The organism is Fictibacillus phosphorivorans (assembly GCF_007673525.1).
GTDB lineage: Bacteria > Bacillota > Bacilli > Bacillales > Fictibacillaceae > Fictibacillus > Fictibacillus phosphorivorans_C.
The window spans coordinates 2,033,775-2,048,279 of the sequence record NZ_VDZU01000001.1; the positions used below are offsets into that span (position 1 = coordinate 2,033,775).

19 protein-coding genes are annotated in these 14,505 nt (G+C 36.8%); 15 read left to right on the top strand and 4 right to left on the bottom strand.

All coding sequences use genetic code 11. The features are described from left to right. Positions 1–33 precede the first annotated feature (33 nt). The 3 genes from FS458_RS10160 to FS458_RS10170 are packed head-to-tail and all read left to right on the top strand — an operon-like array spanning position 34 to position 1,115. Positions 34–252 carry a hemolysin XhlA family protein gene (locus FS458_RS10160; protein ID WP_144700227.1) on the top strand — a complete coding sequence of 73 codons (219 nt, stop codon included), beginning with the start codon at positions 34–36 and terminating at the stop codon, positions 250–252. Next, on the top strand, positions 253–441 hold the full coding sequence (locus tag FS458_RS10165; protein WP_144700229.1) for a hypothetical protein: 189 nt from the start codon (positions 253–255) through the stop codon (positions 439–441). Further along, the gene (locus tag FS458_RS10170; RefSeq protein ID WP_144700231.1) at positions 441–1,115 is read left to right on the top strand and encodes a peptidoglycan recognition protein family protein; all 675 of its coding nucleotides are present in this window, start codon (positions 441–443) and stop codon (positions 1,113–1,115) included. The genes FS458_RS10165 and FS458_RS10170 overlap by 1 nt, the downstream gene beginning before the upstream one ends. A 55-nt stretch (positions 1,116–1,170) precedes the next feature. On the opposite strand, the gene FS458_RS10175 is transcribed toward FS458_RS10170, so the two are convergent. From FS458_RS10175 to FS458_RS10185, 3 genes are all read right to left on the bottom strand, one after another. After that, complete coding sequence (locus FS458_RS10175; RefSeq protein ID WP_144700233.1) at positions 1,171–1,911, bottom strand: GIY-YIG nuclease family protein; 741 nt, start codon at positions 1,909–1,911, stop codon at positions 1,171–1,173. 21 nt (positions 1,912–1,932) lie between these two features. After that, positions 1,933–2,121 (bottom strand): hypothetical protein, encoded by a 189-nt coding sequence (locus tag FS458_RS10180; protein WP_144700235.1) that lies wholly within the window; start codon positions 2,119–2,121, stop codon positions 1,933–1,935. Positions 2,122–2,213: 92 nt separating this feature from the next. Further along, positions 2,214–2,528, bottom strand: coding sequence for a hypothetical protein (locus FS458_RS10185; RefSeq protein WP_144700237.1), 315 nt, complete (start codon positions 2,526–2,528; stop codon positions 2,214–2,216). A gap of 155 nt (positions 2,529–2,683) precedes the next feature. Between FS458_RS10185 and FS458_RS10190 the strand changes: the two genes are divergently transcribed. Together FS458_RS10190 and FS458_RS20710 are read left to right on the top strand one after the other, a co-directional pair. Then, a complete protein-coding gene (locus FS458_RS10190; protein WP_066394380.1) occupies positions 2,684–2,992 on the top strand; it encodes a hypothetical protein in 309 nt (102 codons plus the stop codon). Between the two features lie 171 nt (positions 2,993–3,163). After that, the gene (locus FS458_RS20710; protein WP_186320515.1) at positions 3,164–3,334 is read left to right on the top strand and encodes a hypothetical protein; all 171 of its coding nucleotides are present in this window, start codon (positions 3,164–3,166) and stop codon (positions 3,332–3,334) included. Here FS458_RS20710 and FS458_RS10195 read toward each other — a convergent pair. Continuing rightward, positions 3,328–3,540 (bottom strand): helix-turn-helix domain-containing protein, encoded by a 213-nt coding sequence (locus FS458_RS10195; protein WP_144700239.1) that lies wholly within the window; start codon positions 3,538–3,540, stop codon positions 3,328–3,330. The two genes, FS458_RS20710 and FS458_RS10195, sit on opposite strands and share 7 nt — an antisense overlap. A gap of 260 nt (positions 3,541–3,800) precedes the next feature. On the opposite strand from FS458_RS10195, the gene FS458_RS10200 reads away from it, so the two are divergent. The 10 genes from FS458_RS10200 (at position 3,801) to FS458_RS10250 (ending at position 14,354) form a co-directional block, all read left to right on the top strand. Next, complete coding sequence (locus FS458_RS10200) at positions 3,801–3,998, top strand: hypothetical protein (RefSeq protein ID WP_144700241.1); 198 nt, start codon at positions 3,801–3,803, stop codon at positions 3,996–3,998. Between the two features lie 22 nt (positions 3,999–4,020). After that, positions 4,021–4,272, top strand: a complete 252-nt coding sequence (locus tag FS458_RS10205; protein ID WP_144700243.1) for a hypothetical protein — start codon at positions 4,021–4,023, stop codon at positions 4,270–4,272. Positions 4,273–4,945: 673 nt separating this feature from the next. Beyond that, entirely contained in the window at positions 4,946–5,125 is a 180-nt protein-coding gene (locus FS458_RS10210; RefSeq protein ID WP_144700245.1) for a hypothetical protein, read from the top strand. Between the two features lie 101 nt (positions 5,126–5,226). Continuing rightward, a complete protein-coding gene (locus tag FS458_RS10215; RefSeq protein ID WP_144700247.1) occupies positions 5,227–6,747 on the top strand; it encodes a carboxypeptidase M32 in 1,521 nt (506 codons plus the stop codon). Between the two features lie 239 nt (positions 6,748–6,986). Then, a complete protein-coding gene (locus FS458_RS10220) occupies positions 6,987–7,394 on the top strand; it encodes a CoA-binding protein (protein WP_144700249.1) in 408 nt (135 codons plus the stop codon). A gap of 226 nt (positions 7,395–7,620) precedes the next feature. Next, the gene (parE, locus tag FS458_RS10225) at positions 7,621–9,561 is read left to right on the top strand and encodes a DNA topoisomerase IV subunit B (protein ID WP_144703474.1); all 1,941 of its coding nucleotides are present in this window, start codon (positions 7,621–7,623) and stop codon (positions 9,559–9,561) included. A 13-nt stretch (positions 9,562–9,574) separates the two neighbouring features. Next, positions 9,575–12,019 carry a DNA topoisomerase IV subunit A gene (gene parC / locus FS458_RS10230; RefSeq protein WP_144700251.1) on the top strand — a complete coding sequence of 815 codons (2,445 nt, stop codon included), beginning with the start codon at positions 9,575–9,577 and terminating at the stop codon, positions 12,017–12,019. 294 nt (positions 12,020–12,313) lie between these two features. Next, a complete protein-coding gene (locus FS458_RS10240; RefSeq protein ID WP_144700255.1) occupies positions 12,314–12,820 on the top strand; it encodes a metal-dependent hydrolase in 507 nt (168 codons plus the stop codon). 84 nt (positions 12,821–12,904) lie between these two features. Continuing rightward, the gene (locus tag FS458_RS10245) at positions 12,905–13,417 is read left to right on the top strand and encodes a type 1 glutamine amidotransferase domain-containing protein (RefSeq protein ID WP_144700257.1); all 513 of its coding nucleotides are present in this window, start codon (positions 12,905–12,907) and stop codon (positions 13,415–13,417) included. Positions 13,418–13,532: 115 nt separating this feature from the next. Beyond that, positions 13,533–14,354 carry an EcsC family protein gene (locus FS458_RS10250; RefSeq protein ID WP_144700259.1) on the top strand — a complete coding sequence of 274 codons (822 nt, stop codon included), beginning with the start codon at positions 13,533–13,535 and terminating at the stop codon, positions 14,352–14,354. The last annotated feature ends 151 nt before the right edge of the window (positions 14,355–14,505 follow it).

Here is a 14,505-nt window from a genome sequence, read left to right on the forward strand (position 1 = left end):
GGCTTTTTTATTTGTAGAAAGAAGGTAAAAGAATTGGAACCATTAGAAAAATTAGAAGATCGTATGGTGAAAATTGAAGAACGTCAAGCTGCTATTGAAACTCGTGTAGCACTTACTGAAAGTTCAGTGAAAGTTTTAACTGATAACGTTATTGATATTAGAAGCGATACTAAATGGATTATTAAGTTGATAATTGGAGCTGTAGTATTAGCTGTTTTAGGAACAGTATTATCTAAGACTGGAGTGGTATAAATGAAAAATAAACTCAAAAGCCGTCCTTTATGGATAGCTTTTTTTGCGTTAATTGGACTGTTTGTGAATGACGTGGGGCTGCTTACGCCTGAGAAATACAATCAGTATGTAAATGCAATTCTATCGGTCTTAATTGCAGGAGGAATTATTACGAATCCAAGTCTAGGCAAAGGTTATGGTGATAAATAATGATTAAAACATTAACAGTAAAACAATTAGGAAAAGCTCAAGTCATCGTAGACATTGTTGATAAAGGTAATCCTGAAATTCGCCCAGGCGGAGTCATGAATCCGACTGAAATCGCTATTCATAACACTGGAAACAGTGGTCGTGGAGCAAATGCAAAAGCACATAATACATACATTCATAACCATTCTAAATTACCTGTTGCTAAAACTGGTTATGCTTCATGGCATTTCTCAGTAGATGAAGACTTTATCTATCAGCATATTCCACTTGATGAACCTGCATGGCATACAGGAGATGGCTCAGGAGCAAAGTCAGGTAACAAGAATGCACTTGGTATCGAGATTTGTGAACACGTTGATCAAAAAGACTATGCTCAAGCAGAAGAGAACGCAATTGCTTTGACAGTTCACTTAATGGAGTTAATTAAAATTGATGTAATGAAAGTTAAGCCTCACCAATCTTATTCAGGTAAATTTTGTCCACGTGTAATATTGAAACGTGATGGTTCGTTTACGAAGTTCCACAACAGAATTAAAACCGCAGCTCAACCAATTAAGAAAGCAGTTGTTAAGAAACAAGTTAAATTGATTATTGAAACAAATGATGTTAACGCTGAATCTTTGGCTAAAGACTTTAAAGAACGTGGATACAAGGTAAGTATTGAGAATTTGTAATATATAAAAGCCTACTCCATTCGATTAAAGTAGGCTTTTATTCTGTATATTACATTTATTTTTGATTCATTTGCTTATTAGTTTTTTGGTACTCTTTTATTAATTCGACAAAGTTAAAAGCAAAACCAATATTGCGAGGTAATTCAAGATTCGCTAATAAGTCGAGTATGAAATTTAGTCTCTTTCTTTTATTGGTAAGCCCTCTAAAGACATCTGTGTCTTTTATTCTATTTAAAAGTAATTCAGCAACTTCTTTGTCTGAGTCATTTTTAAATATTGGTTTATCCAATATATTCCCTGGATTTCTGTTATAGCCATTTGGAATTAACGAGTTGTAAGCTCTTATAGCATTATCTTCTAAATCATTTAAAGTTTTAAATGAAGTATCTTCCAAAGGAATAAAACTAATATTAAATCTATCTTTCTTTTTATAATCCTCGAATATTATTGGATTCCCTTTTTCAAAAACAAAATGGTTGAATGCCCTCTCAAAAACCCTTTCTGCTTGTCCAATATAGTAAATGTTTTTCGAGCTATTATAAATAATATAAATCCCTTTTAAATTTGCTATTCCTTTACTTTCCCTAGCGGTTTTATTTTTTAATTCAATTAACTCTTCAGGAGTTACAGTTATCATTTTTTTTCTTAACCCATCTAATTCTTTTCTCACAATTTCTTTATTTTTGTTTCTTTCGAATTCAGTTTTTTTCTTATGAAAATATGATGGAGAGATTTCAAAAGGGTCATTATCGCTCAAAATCTGACTTGCCCAATTTCGTTCTTCTTCTGTTAGCATATATAATCACCTTTCAATAAATCAATGAGTGCCAGTATAATCATAATAACCTGAATTAATCTTTTCCATGTTTTTTAAAATTACATCTTTAAGTTCTTTATCAATTTCTTCAGATTCTAATTCAGTAGGAATTTCTATTGTAACCATCCTAGCTTTAGAAAATTGCATTAATGTTACTTTTCTTACTCCATTATTTTTAACCGCGAACATAATGTCATACTCCATAAGATAACCAACCTTTCAAATTTCAGGAACATTCGTTCTTATGTTAACATATTAAGATACTCTTAATATATCTCACCTTACTCAAATATCGCCCATTCAATATCACTCACTCTTGTATCAACTTCTTCTAAGAAACTTGTATGTTCTTCTATTGATTCCCTCAACTCATCATTCTCTGATGATAAAAAGTCATATTCTGATTTAGTTTCCTCAAGTTCTGCTTCTAGATCAATTATTCGATCCTCTAGTTCTTCAATACTTATCTTAGGTTCTGTATCTGCGGGTTCTGCATTCTTCTTAAAGTAATCAATAGTACTGGTTACGATAAAATACGCACCCACAAAGGCAACAATCCACACACCTTTAAGTAACACTTTCTGCCACATATTCATTTGTCCCTTCTAATTTACATTTTTAAGTAAGATTCATCCAACATCTTTGTACCAAATAAAACAAATTATGTAAATATTTTTAAGTGTGTATCCAGTACTTTAACATATTTGAATAAACCTACCTCATATATATCAAGAAAACGAGGAGGTTTATTATGAAAACAGATGATCTTAAAGACAATAAAGTCAGCAGAGTAGCAAGAATGCACTTTTCTAATAAAGAAAAAGTTGAATTATCATCCGATTATTCTCAGAAGCTATGGGAAGACTTAAATGATGGTAAAATTCACGTTAATGGATTTTTAACAATAGGTAAAACAACATACTCTTTATTTCAAGTTACAAAAATTGAATGGGAAGAAGAACCTTTTGAATATAGTTACAATGAATTTCAATTGTTTCCAGAGGGTGAAGAAATTCTAAAACATAAGCTCATTATTGAACCACTAAATAAAAAGAAGTGAAAAGGTGTAAAGTTAATAACAAAGACGATCTTATCGAAGAAATCTTTGACAACTCAGAAAAACGTAAATAAATATATAGGCAAGATTAAACCACTAAGAATCAATCTTCTTGGTGGTTTTTATTGTTTATATAAATTGAACTTTCCCGATATATAACTTGGAAGGATTATAATGACAAATAACAATAATGAAGATAAAGTATCAAAAGGCGGCTTTAACTTTACATTCAGTTATACGAACGAAAAAACTTATGGTGAGTATGTAGAAGAATGTTTTAAGAATGTAGATATTGAAGAACTGATTAAAGAAAAACAAATAGAGATTAAAAAAGACCCTCAATGAGAGTCTTTTTCTTTTACATGGGATATTACTTCAGTAATTTCGCAACCTAAGTAATTACAAATGTCATCAAGTATTTTCATAGATACATACTCATCTTTACTAATCTTAGCGATTGTAGCTGAAGAAGTTTTAATGCCCTTTTGAAGTTCAGTTTTGCTAATTTGTTTTCTATGTAATGTAGCTGCAAGTGGCGCAAATGTAATCATCTTTTTTTCTCCCTCAATCTAAATGTCTTTATTTAATTATATCATATCTTTAGAAAGGTGAATATATTTTTATAAATATAGTTGACAATAAAATTTATATGGTTTATTCTATCTTTAGAAAGTTAAAGAAATATTTAGAAATAAAGAATAAACGATATTAATTCGAGTTGGAGATTGGATTAAATTAACCAAGCACCAAAGATTCTTAATAATAGTTGGATTACACACAATTCAAAAGTCAGAAAGAGGTGTAGTTTAAAATGAATAGACCTGCTAAGTGGAGAAAGTACGTTGATGAAACATTTTCTTATCATGACATGAAAACTTCTTTAGAGAAAGCACTTGGTAGAAAACTTACAAAAGATGAAGATGGATCAATAATGTGGCTTTCAGATGCTGGCTGGTTAACAGTAGGAACACTTGTAAGTATGTTTGAGGAGTTAGCTAATAAAAACTAATTTGAACTTTGGGGGAATTATTATGATAACAGTTAATAAGGAAGTAAAAGTGGAGCAAAACTTTGAAGTGTTCGTTGATTTAAATACAACTTTATCTTTGATGGTGTCTGGTGAAGATGAGAAGAGAGCTTTAGAAAAGGCTCTCTCCCTTATCGATGAACAAGCAATTCAACAACTCTTGTTAACTGTAGTCTCAAATAACGGTAGTGTGATAATGCCGAAAGTACATACATTTGAGACTGATAACATAAGCGTGTTTGGAGAAGATGAGTAAGCTGTCCGAAAGGGCAGTTTTCTGTTCTAGTATTTTATGGTAGGAAATCCACTTTACTAAGTTAATCTACCATATTATAATAGAAGGAATTCAATAGAAAAGTAATGTGGAAACTAACTCTACATAATATAAAAAACGTTGATACCACTGAGTATTTTATCCTTTTTCCTAACGGAGATTTGAAGACGGACTATTATCAATACTTTGGAAAACGTCCGCCTAGACAGCACCAGAGCTGATTAGTGCGTTTTGAAAAATTGGTGTAGGTAGTCGCGAGAGAATGTCGAAGATTGTAGACTCGCGGATAAAAGCCCATAATTTGTGGATTGAGACGCAAAACTCATTTTTGGATTCAAGCAGTAAACTTTAGGATTCAATCGCCCAAAACGATAAGGAAGGCTGACTTTTTTGATTGAGTCAGCTTTTTTTAATGAGAATCATAAGACTAATAGCAATAAAATTAAAAAAATTTCACGTACCGTATATATTTAAGATTTTTTAATACAAAAAACACAAGAAATAAGGATTATGAACCAAACTACACATACTCGCTGCTACATTGATTCAATCTTTATAAAACCCTCACCACCACCAATTACTGAAACAAAGTTTAAAGACCTTATAAACGCGTACATACTATGCCTATCCATTAAATTAAAGGCAGGTTATTTCTATGTACTCTCAATTTAACCATTTAGATAGCATTCAAAAGGCATTACAGAACCTACAACCACACCTGGAAGATCATCATAAAGCCGAAATTCAAAGTCTTCTTCATCAATCGATTGGTCACGTAAACAATATTGATTCGTCCTTTGCTGCGTATGCAGAACTATTCAAGGAAGAATTTTAGAAAAAATAAAATCGACCAGCAGGACTTTTTTATTGCGTCACGAATTCTTATAACGGTATGTTTTTAATGAAACAATGAAACCGTGAAGGGATGGAATAGTAATGACACAAACAAAAGTTACTGTTGAAAAAGAATTCTTAGATTATGTAAAAAAAATGGTTCACATCAATGAAGCGATCGGACTCATGTATTGGGACCTTCGCACAGGCGCACCTAAAAAGGGTGTCGAACAACGTTCAGAAGTAATCGGAACATTATCATCTGATGTATTTGCAATGTCTACTTCTGAAGAAATGAAGAATTATATCGAAGAACTTTCTAAGTTAGATGTACAGGACTCTTTGTCTGATGTTACGAAAAAGACGCTCCAAGAAGTAAAGAAAGATTACGAGCGTAACGCTAAGATTCCTCCTGCAGAATTTAAAGAGTACGTTATTCTTCAATCCAAAGCTGAATCAGTATGGGAAGAAGCGAAAAACGCGAATGATTTCTCCTTATTCCAACCGTATTTAGAAAAGCTTGTTGATTTCAATAAGAAATTCATTGGCTATTGGGGATATGAAGGGAATAAGTACAATACACTCTTAGATATGTATGAGCCAGGGGTTACGGTTGAAATTTTAGATGAAACGTTCTCAAAACTTCGTGATCGAATCGTACCATTGCTTCAGAAAGTAACAGAAGCAGGGCAACCTGATACAAAGTTTTTATTTGAACATTTTCCGAAAGAAAAACAAAAGGAATTCAGTTTGCATGTATTAAAAGACATGGGTTATGATTTTGACTCTGGTCGTTTGGATGAAACGGTTCATCCGTTTGCGATCGGATTGAATCCTGGAGACGTTCGTGTAACGACAAAATATATGGAAAATGACTTCCGAACGGCTGTTTTCGGAACCATCCATGAAGGCGGTCATGCACTTTATGAGCAAAATATATCCAATGAGTTAGTTGGGACACCACTTGCTACAGGTACATCGATGGGCATTCACGAGTCTCAATCTCTGTTCTGGGAGAACTTTGTAGGTCGTCACTTTGGTTTCTGGAAGAATCAGTACAACATGCTTAAGACTGTTTCAGGTTCACAGTTTAACGGTGTAGAGCTAGAAGAATTCTATCGTTCTATTAACGTGGTTGAGCCTTCACTCATTCGTATCGAAGCTGATGAGATGACATACCCACTTCATGTTATTGTTCGTTATGAAATTGAAAAAGGTTTGTTTAACGATGAGATCGAAGTAAAAGACCTTCCACGTATCTGGAATGAGAAAATGCAAGAGTATATTGGTGTAACGCCGAAGAACGATGCAGAAGGTGTCCTTCAGGATGTGCATTGGTCAGGCGGAAGCTTTGGTTACTTCCCATCCTATGCTCTTGGGTATATTTATGCAGCGCAGCTTAAACAAGCAATGCTTAAGGATATTCCTGAATTTGATGCACTTATGGAGTCTGGCAACCTCTTGCCGATCAAAGAATGGTTAACGAAGAACGTTCACCAATATGGAAAGATGAAGAAACCAATCGAAATCTTAAAAGACGTAACAGGTGAGGGACTTAATCCAGATCATCTGATCGCTTATTTCGAAAAGAAATACAGTGATATTTACCGCTTAGAGAACTAATTACACCCTACCGGCGGACTCGAATGTATTTATCGAGAATGCCGGTTTTTTACATAATCTGAAAGTATAACCTGTTTTCAGGATGACATTTATTATTACAAAAAATTTATGATCAACGTATAAGTTCAACTAACGCTGTCCTGAAAAGTTTGGCATGACCCAAGTTTTCTTTATGAAAATGTTTCATTTGTACAGATTTTGTCTAAAACTATATAAAAAGACACTAGGAGGAAATATTGATGGGAGCTGCAACGACACAAGATATCCAGAACTTGTTAAAATTAAGAAAACGCATTGCTGTAGTCGGTCTATCTGATCAACCTTTTCGTACATCATATATGGTTTCAGAATATATGCAGAGTGCCGGTTACGAGATTATTCCCGTAAATCCTAATGTCAAAGAGGTTTTAGGGCAAAAAGCATTTGCAACGCTCGAAGAAATTGATGGCCATGTTGATATTGTCAATGTATTTAGACGCAGTGAGTATTTACCGGAAGTTGCTCGTTCTGCAGCGAAAATTAAAGCTGGTTTCTTTTGGGCACAGCTAGGACTTTACAGTGCAGAAGCAGAAGAGATTTTGCAAAGTGCGACGATTCCTTATATTATGGATAAGTGCATTAAAGTGGAACATGCTATGATACGGTAGTAATGAACCACCCGCAATCATACGGGTGGTTTTCCCATGCTATCTAGTCATGTCACTTTTTTATCAGAAAATATTCTTTTCGACACTAAAGGTTTTCAGTCGATATACCGAGAAATAAGAGGAGAATATACAGACAACAGTAGTATAGAAACAAACGTTCTGATATTATAGTAGTACTGCAGCAACGCGAAAGGAGCAACACAACTTGGCTAGTAATAAGTCATTAATGGAGTATAACGATGATGCCATACAGGTGCTCGAAGGTTTAGAAGCCGTTCGAAAGCGTCCAGGTATGTATATTGGAAGCACGGATGCTAGAGGCTTGCATCACCTCGTATATGAAATTGTAGATAACGCTGTTGATGAAGCTTTAGGCGGATTCGGTGATTACATACATGTGAAAATTCACAAAGACAATAGTGTGTCGGTATCTGATGATGGCCGCGGAATGCCTACAGGTATGCACAAACTTGGAAAACCAACTCCTGAAATTATTTTTACAGTTCTTCACGCTGGCGGAAAGTTTGGTCAAGGTGGATACAAAACATCTGGAGGCCTGCATGGTGTAGGTGCTTCAGTAGTAAACGCCTTATCTGAATGGTTGGAAGTAACGATCCACCGTGACGGCAAGACCTATCGTCAGCGTTTTGAGAATGGCGGTAAACCTGTAACAACTCTTGAAGTGATCGGAAATACACGTAAGTCTGGAACGACCGTCCATTTCAAACCAGACCCGACCATGTTTTCTACGATCAACTATAACTATGAAACATTAAGCGAACGATTACGTGAAGCAGCATTCCTGTTAAAAGGGATCAAAATCGTACTTGAAGATGGACGTAACGGTGAAAAAGAAGAGTTTCAGTTTGATACAGGTCTTGAAGCATTCGTAAAATACTTGAATGAAGATAAAGACTCTCTTCACACGGTTGTGAGTTTTGAGGGGATACAAAATGAGATCGAAGTAGATTTTGCGTTTCAGTATAACGATGGTTATGCAGAAAACGTATTATCGTTCGTAAACAACGTTCGAACTAAGGACGGCGGAACGCATGAATCGGGTGCGAAAACGGCGATCACTAGAAGTATTAACGAATACGCTCGAAAAACGAACATGTTAAAAGAGAAAGATAAAAACTTAGACGGATCTGATATACGTGAAGGTTTAACAGCTGTTGTTTCCGTTCGAATTCCAGAAGAATTTCTGCAATTTGAAGGGCAAACGAAGAGTAAGCTAGGCACAAGTGAAGCACGTTCTGCTGTAGATGCTGTAGTAGCGGTTAAACTGGCGTATTTCCTAGAGGAAAATCCTGCAATTAGTGAAATGCTCATCCGTAAAAGTATTAAAGCCGCACAAGCACGTGAAGCAGCACGAAAAGCACGTGAAGATGCTCGAAACGGTAAAAAGAACAAACGTAAGGATTCGATGTTAAGCGGTAAATTAACTCCAGCTACATCAAAGAATCCTGAACGAAATGAACTTTATCTTGTTGAAGGTGATTCTGCAGGCGGATCGGCTAAGCAAGGAAGAGACCGTAAATTTCAGGCGATTCTTCCGCTAAGAGGAAAAGTAATCAACACAGAAAAAGCTAAGCTTGCTGACATCTTCAAGAACGAAGAAATTAATACGATCATTCATGCGATTGGAGCTGGAGTGGGCTCTGATTTTACATTAAAAGATGTGAACTACGATAAGATCGTAATCATGACTGATGCAGATACAGATGGTGCGCATATCCAAGTGCTATTACTAACTTTCTTCTATCGCTATATGAAACCGCTTATTGAAGAAGGAAAAGTGTTCATCGCACTTCCTCCACTTTATAAAGTAAGTAAAGGGACTGGTAAGAAAGAAGTCATCGAATATGCTTGGGATGAAGACGAGCTTAAAGAAGCACAGAAAAAGATCGGAAAAGGCTATATCATCCAGCGCTATAAAGGTCTAGGTGAGATGAATGCTGACCAATTATGGGAAACTACGATGGATCCTGATACACGTACCTTGATCCGAGTAAGAATTGATGACGCTGCCCGTGCTGAAAAACGTGTATCTGTCCTAATGGGAGATAAAGTAGAACCACGACGAAAGTGGATCGAAGAACACGTTGCGTTTGGCATAAACGAAGAAACTAATATACTAGATAACGAGAACTTGTCAGCATTCTGAGGAGGTTTAAAGATTGTCACTGCTTGAGAAATTTAGAGAGCTGCCGTTAGAAGACGTAATCGGCGACCGCTTCGGAAGATACAGTAAATACATCATTCAGGAGCGTGCATTACCTGATGCAAGAGACGGCCTGAAGCCCGTTCAGCGCCGTATTTTATATGCGATGTTCGCAGAAGGAAACACGAACGAAAAACCTTACAGAAAATCAGCAAAAACGGTCGGTAACGTAATCGGTAACTATCACCCACATGGTGATTCTTCCGTTTATGAAGCAATGGTTCGTATGAGTCAGGACTGGAAAGTAAGAAATGTTCTGATTCAGATGCACGGTAACAACGGTAGTATTGATGGAGACCCTGCGGCTGCGATGCGATATACAGAAGCTAGACTATCTGCAATCGCTTCTGAACTGCTCCGTGACATTGATAAAGAAACAGTAGAATTCGCACCAAACTTTGATGATACAACCGAAGAGCCGGTCGTATTACCAAGCCGTTACCCAAACCTGTTAGTCAATGGATCAACAGGGATCTCGGCAGGTTATGCGACAGATATTCCGCCACATCACCTAGGTGAAGTAATCGATGCGGTTACGATGCAGATTGATAACCCCGACGTTTCTCTTGAAGAGTTAATGACCGTGATCAAAGGGCCAGATTTCCCAACAGGCGGAATCGTTCAAGGTCTTGATGGCATTAAGAAGGCGTTTGAAACTGGAAAAGGCCGCTTTATCATTCGTGCAAAAACAGAGATCGAGAGCTTAAAAGGCGGTCGTCAGCAGATCGTCATTACTGAAGTTCCTTTTGAAGTGAACAAAGCGAACCTCGTTAAGCGCATGGATGAGTTGCGTTTAGATAAAAAAGTAGATGGTATCGCTGAGATCCGCGATGAGACGGATCGCACGGGTCTACGAATCGTGATCGAGCTTCGTAAGGACGGTAATGCAGAAGGAATTCTAAACTATTTTTTTAAAAATACCGATCTTCAAGTCTCCTATAACTACAACATGGTAGCGATTCATAACAAGACACCGAAGCTGATGGGTTTGAAGGCAATTCTTCATTCTTACATCCAGCATCAAAAAGAAGTTGTTACTCGAAGAACACGATATGATCTAAGAAAAGCAGAAGAGCGTTCACACATCGTTGAAGGTTTGATCAAAGCTATTTCCATCTTAGACGAAGTGATTGAAACGATCCGTGCTTCTAAAGACAAACGAAATGCAAAAGACAACATCATCGAAAAGTTCCAGTTTACAGAACCTCAAGCTGAAGCAATTGTTACGTTGCAGCTTTACCGTTTAACGAATACAGATATTACGACGCTACAATCGGAAGCTGAGGAATTAGCGAAAAAAATTACGTATCTTCGTTCCTTACTAGACAGTGAGAAGAAGCTGTTTAACGTTATCAAAAAAGAGATGACTGAGGTTCAGAAGAAATACGCTGATCCACGCCGTACAATTATTGAAGCGGAAATTGAAGAGATCAAGATCGACATGGAAGTCATGATTCCGTCCGAAGATGTTATGGTAACTGTTACAGAAGATGGATATGTAAAACGCTCTAGCGTTCGTTCATACAGTGCTTCAAACGGAGAACCGCCAGGCATGAAGGATACAGATTCTCTTCTCATGGCGTCTCAGCTTAACACAACAGAAACGCTTCTCATGTTCACGAACAAAGGAAACTACGTTTACCTACCTGTATACGAGATGCCTGAGATTCGTTGGAAAGACATGGGGCAGCACTTAGCAAGTCTTGTTGGACTTGATAAAGATGAAAGACTGATCAAAGCATACCCAATAAAAGAGTTTGCAGAAAATCAATACCTTATCTTCTTTACTAAGCAAGGTATGGCTAAGAAAACAGAACTCAAATCTTATAAAGCAACACGATATAACCGTCCATTAATGGCTGTTAAGTTAAAAGCAGATGATGAAGTCGTAGACGTTTCATTAACAAACGGAGAGCAAGATGTTTTCATTACGACTCATTTTGGATTGGGACTATGGTTTGCAGAGGAAGAAATCTCCATCGTTGGACAAAGAGCGTCTGGAGTTAAAGGAATTAACTTGAAAGCTGGTGACCATGTGGTTAGCGGATTTGCGCTGCCAGAAGATCCAGAAAAAGCACAAGTTGTTATTGCCACACAGCGTGGTGCGCTTAAAAAGATGAAGATCTCTGAATTTGAAAAAACATCACGTGCGAAACGTGGACTTGTGATGGTAAGAGAATTAAAATCAAATCCTCATCGTATTGTGGGAATGAAGTTAATAACTGCAGATGATACACAGTTTGTTTTAGAAACAAGTTCAGGTAAAGTTGAGAAGATTTCACCAGCGAACTATAAGCCAGCTGATCGATATAACAATGGATCGTTCGTTGTGGATACAGGTGAAACTGGTCCTATTACTCGAATTAAATCATTGGTTTCAACTGAACAATCAAAAGAGTAGCTCTTGCTGCTCTTTTCTTCTTTTTTTGTTTGACAACTTGGAAGTTTGAAAGTGGTTGATTTCCGTTCCAGGATGCTCGCTTTCCGGGGGGCGTGCGGTGAGCCACCTCGACACTTTGTGTCATTAGGTGTCTCACCTGTCCCGCTGATCCCCCAGGAATCTCGCACCTTTCACTCCAATCACCTTTTTCAATGAAGAAATAAAAGAAAAACGATTAGAGCTATTATTTGTTTGTAAAGAGAAGGAAAGATTAATTGGAAAAGTACACAACCAGAGAAATGAGAGATTCATAACATGAAGAGCAACACACATTTACTTGGAGGCGTTGTAGCAGGGGCTGCTTATAAAGCATTTACCGATGTGCCTCCGGAGACTCTGCAGCATGAGCTGACTTTTTTCGGTGCGGCTGTTCTAGGCAGTTTGCTTCCTGACCTTTGCCATCCAGGATCATATTTAGGTAAGAAAACGGTTTTTCTTTCAAAAACGATTTCTAAGACATTTGGTCATCGTACGATAACTCATAGTTGGATTATGATATTATTATTATTTTTATTGCCGCAATGGATAGACTGGCGATTTGAAGAAACTTTAAGCATCGGCTTGGTAGTCGGAGTACTTTCACATCTCGTTTTGGATGCTGCAACATCGAGAGGTATTCAGCTTCTGTATCCGCTGCCCATTCGTTTTCGTTTTCCATTCTACACAAAAACAGGTTCAAAAACGGAAACAAACATAGCCTCGTTACTTGGTTTAATAGCCGCTGTATTAATGATTCATCTATATATCGTGTCCTTGTTTTAAAGCAAGAATTTAAAAAGGGGTTTAATATACTTCCTCAATGGTAATACAACAAATGTACACACAAAATTGAGGAGTGGTTAAAGAATGGCTAAAATTGCAACAGTACTCGCAAACATGTTTGAAGATGTAGAATATACGGAACCAGCAAAAGCGTTTCGTGAAGCTGGCCATGAGGTAACCGTTATCGGCTCAGAAAAAGGTGCAACACTTGAAGGTAAACAAAAAGAAGCACAAGTAACAACCAATGCTTCAATTTCGGAAGTGTCACCTGAAGATTATGACGCGCTTTTCATTCCTGGTGGATTCTCGCCTGATATCTTAAGAGGTGATGATCAATTCGTTCAGTTTACGAAGCATTTTGCTGACGAAGGAAAGCCTGTATTTGCAATCTGTCATGGACCGCAGCTCTTGATTTCTGCAGAGGTTCTAAATGGCAGACACATTACAGGGTATAAGTCCATTCATGTTGATTTGAAGAATGCCGGAGCAACAGTAAAGGATGAAGAAGTAGTAGTGTGTGGAGGCAATCTAGTAACAAGTCGTCAACCAGATGACATTCCAGCTTTTATTCGCGAATCCTTAAAAACTTTACAATAATATTTTGGATAGAAGTACCGTCTAGAATTTAATTCTAGACGGTTTTTCATGTGTTGAAACTAAAATCAGCACAAAGCGTACAATAGGTATGAAAATATAGATGGGATGAAGGACTATGGAATCAAAAGAGTATTTATTAAAAGAACTTCAACAGATCGAGAAATGGGAGAAAGATCAAAAAGGCTTGTGGTTCTGGGAGCGAATCACTCGGCTGCCGTTCAAGCTGCTAGATAAAGTGACACCTAAGTTTATTCAAAATAAAATTGGGACACTTCTCGATGAAATTGGTGGTTACATACAAAACGGTGGTCAATATCTATCTAAAGAGAAATCTGTATTTCAGTTCTTCGAAAAACAAACAGGTAGAACGATAGTAGAGTTAGCAGACTTTAAAACAATACCTTTAGAAGAAATGAAGAACGTTTCTTTGGAGTTAGCAAACAAACGAAAAAGTGCAGCAACCCTTCAAGGAGCCAGTACTGGAATTGGAGGTATCTTCACATTAGCCATTGATATACCTGCTATCTTAGCAATCTCTTTAAAGACCTTACAAGAAATCGCGATCATACACGGTTATGATCCAAACGATAAAGAAGAACGAGTCTATATCCTTAAATGCCTTCAGTTCTCTACGTCTGATTATGTAGGTAAAGAAGCGATTCTTAATGATCTTGCGGCAATTAGTGAGGACGAGATGAAATCAAGAGAAGTTATTTCTCAAATTCAAGGTTGGCGCGAAGTCACATTAACATTTACAGAGTCATTTGGCTGGAAAAAGCTTTTTCAGATGGTACCCATTGCAGGGATTATCTTTGGAGCTTTCGCGAATCGTTCCATGATCAATGATCTTGCAGAAACAGGAACAATGCTTTATCAAAAAAGAAGAATTGTAGAAAGGTTAAAGATTGATACGACCCCTGGTATTGAATCGAATTAAATAGAATATATGAAAAAAGACATTTCTATAATCTTTAAGAAATGTCTTTTTTGTGATCTGGTTTTACACTAATGATAAACGTATTCCTATTTAGAAGGACAAATGAACGTGTATGTGGAAAAATACATGTATTACACAAAGAAAGAAATGT